This window comes from Arthrobacter sp. 10N44_2 (assembly GCF_056394385.1).
Map to the genome: position 1 here is coordinate 1 of NZ_JBFTHT010000036.1, position 2,399 is coordinate 2,399.

Consider the following 2,399-nt stretch of genomic DNA (forward strand, 5'->3'; position numbering starts at 1 on the left):
ACTGCACCCACTGCACCCGGGAGGGTGTGGGAGAGTAGGTCACCGCCGGAACACCATTAACGGTCGAGGACCCCCACCACCAGGTGGGGGTCCTCCCGCATTTAACCCCCCTCTCAGGCAGGGCCGGGACCCCGGCCCCGGAGCCCGGGCCCACGGCCAGCTGCCCCCAAACCGGGCCGGTACACGGCCAGATGCCCCCGGGCCGGGCCGGTAATCGCCCCTGGCGCCCGATCGCCCGATGAGGGGCCCTACGACGTCATATGCTCCGCCTTGAAGGAGGCCCCGCGTTGCTGCAGGAACGTACAGGCCGGACGCGCCTGGACGGCCTCATTCGGCATCGGGCACGCCGTCCCCTGCCCCTCCCGCTGACCTGAGCTTCCGGCGTCTGCGCCGGCGCCAGACGATCACCAGGCCAAGCACGACGAAGGGGACCAGCACCCAGCCGCCGATGTCGAGAGCGTCACCGATGGCATTGGCCAGCGCCCCGGCCAAATAGGCGAGAACACTGAGGCTCGCGACCCAGGCAATGGACCCTGTGATGGTCCAGAGCAGAAAATTGGGCCACGGCATCTTGGCGGCCCCCGCGGCAATGGCGCCCCAGAGCCGGACCACTATGACCCAGCGGCCGAAGAACAAGGCTTTGCCACCGTGCCGATCGAAGAACGACTCGAGTTGGAGGATGCGATTCTCGTCGGCGTGGAAGCGCCGTGCGAGTCGAAGCATCAGCGGACGGCCTCCCACCCGCCCAAGTACGTAGCCAATAGTGCTCCCGAGCATGGCGCCCAGGCTGCCGACCGCGATAACGGCGGCAAGGTTCAGGTCTCCGTGGCGCGCCGAGGCGTAGGCTCCAAGCAGGACGGCCACGGCGGGAAGCGGTACACCGGCGCACTGGGCCAGCACAATTACGAAGACGGCGAAGTAGTACGCCCATTCGTCCGCAACCCCTGCTTCCGCGGCGAAGTAGGCCGCCCAGCCGAGCGCCACGAAGCGGAAGGCAACTAATCCGGTCATCGCTCACACCTCACTCCGCTGCGCCGCCGTGGTTCATCATGACGGTCCCCGCGCTGCCCGCGTTCTGTCTGCGGTCATAACCCCCGCGACAGCACCGGGATGGCCCTTGTCTACCCTTGCGGCCGGGGCCGCGTCAAGAGCACGCTGCGGACACTGCCCGGCCGGCGGCGGCACAGCGTTTCCGGCCCGGCGCTAGCCTCGGCCCTCCGGCCGGATCGACCGCAACCACCACCGCCCGCGCCGCTACGACCGCCGGCCCTGCGCGTCTTCTACGCCTCCTGCTTTAGGCCCTGAAGAGCTGCCCGGTTTCCCGGGACTATTGGCGACCGAAGACGCACGAAGGAAAAGCTCACACACAGGCCAAGCCCGCCCTCCCTCCTGGCGCGTACGATCTTCAGCACCAGACGCTTGAGTGGATGCGCTTTCCGAGCATGAAGATGGATTCCGCGCCTGGGTGAAGGCCGTTGATGATACTGCCTGGGATCGCGTCGGGTGGGAACACGTTCGCCAGGCGGCTTCGGCAGGCAATGGACACGCGTCTGTCCTGTTCGTCGTGGAACGTGCCGCTCTTGAAGGCGGGTATCCGATACAGATCACGGATGTGCGCGAGTCATCGCGCCGACCGTTCCGATGCATTGCGCGCGGACTCTGGGGAGTCGATAACACCCTAAACATCGCGAACATGGACTGGGGGGGAGCTCGCAGAAAGCACAGACGGCAAGGGTGACTTCAGGGGGTTGCCTGACAGTTCTTGCTGCTTCGATGTCGTGGGAACAGGCTGCGGCCGAATCAATCGCTCGATCAAACCACGAGATCGTGCAACTTCCGCCGCGGGTTTCAAGGTTCTTCGCTGATTCCAGGTAGCTGACGTTCGTCAGGTGTTCCCTTCAGCCACGATTTCGGCGGGGTGGCTGCTGTTGGGCCATCAACTCGTCATACGCCCCGGCAGATGGCAGATGCTGGGCGGAAGGCCGGCGATGATCGCGGCGGGATCCATATGAGCCGGCTCAGGGTCAGGCAAGCCGTCAGACGTCCGGGAACCCGGTTGCGGTACCCCTCGAATAACACATGGTTCGGAGTCTGGCCCAGAAGGCATCGGAAGCATCCTGCCGCGTCACGGCTCTGTGGCGGCCTGCTTGGTTGCTATTGCCTGGGGCCGCCATGTGGGGGTTCTGCTGGCACGGGGTTGGAGTGATGCACGACATAGTGGCCGTGCGTGGCGGGGGAGCGTGTGATGAGGTGCGTGGCGGGTGGTTTTGGGTTGTGGTGGCGGGGTTTTTGGGTGGTGGGGTGGGTGTGGGGGGTGGAGTTGCGGTGGGGGCGTGGTGGGTGTATTGTTTTCTAAGTCGCCGCGAGGGAGACCAGCGGAAATGCTGGGAACCGGAGGC

The 2,399-nt window shown here is 65.9% G+C and carries 2 protein-coding genes; one reads left to right on the top strand and one right to left on the bottom strand.

Annotation, left to right across the window (positions count from 1 at the left end):
- Positions 1-327 precede the first annotated feature (327 nt).
- A complete protein-coding gene (locus tag AC1DBX_RS20615) occupies positions 328-1,011 on the bottom strand; it encodes a DedA family protein (protein WP_476851869.1) in 684 nt (227 codons plus the stop codon).
- Between the two features lie 454 nt (positions 1,012-1,465).
- On the opposite strand from AC1DBX_RS20615, the gene AC1DBX_RS20620 reads away from it, so the two are divergent.
- On the top strand, positions 1,466-1,738 hold the full coding sequence (locus AC1DBX_RS20620) for a DUF6924 domain-containing protein (RefSeq protein ID WP_476932663.1): 273 nt from the start codon (positions 1,466-1,468) through the stop codon (positions 1,736-1,738).
- Positions 1,739-2,399: the final 661 nt, after the last annotated feature.

What these genes read in the sequence shown, in the direction of transcription:
- AC1DBX_RS20615 (WP_476851869.1), bottom strand. Translation starts at nt 1,011, where the DNA reads ATGACCGGATTAGTTGCCTTCCGCTTCGTGGCGCTCGGCTGGGCGGCC.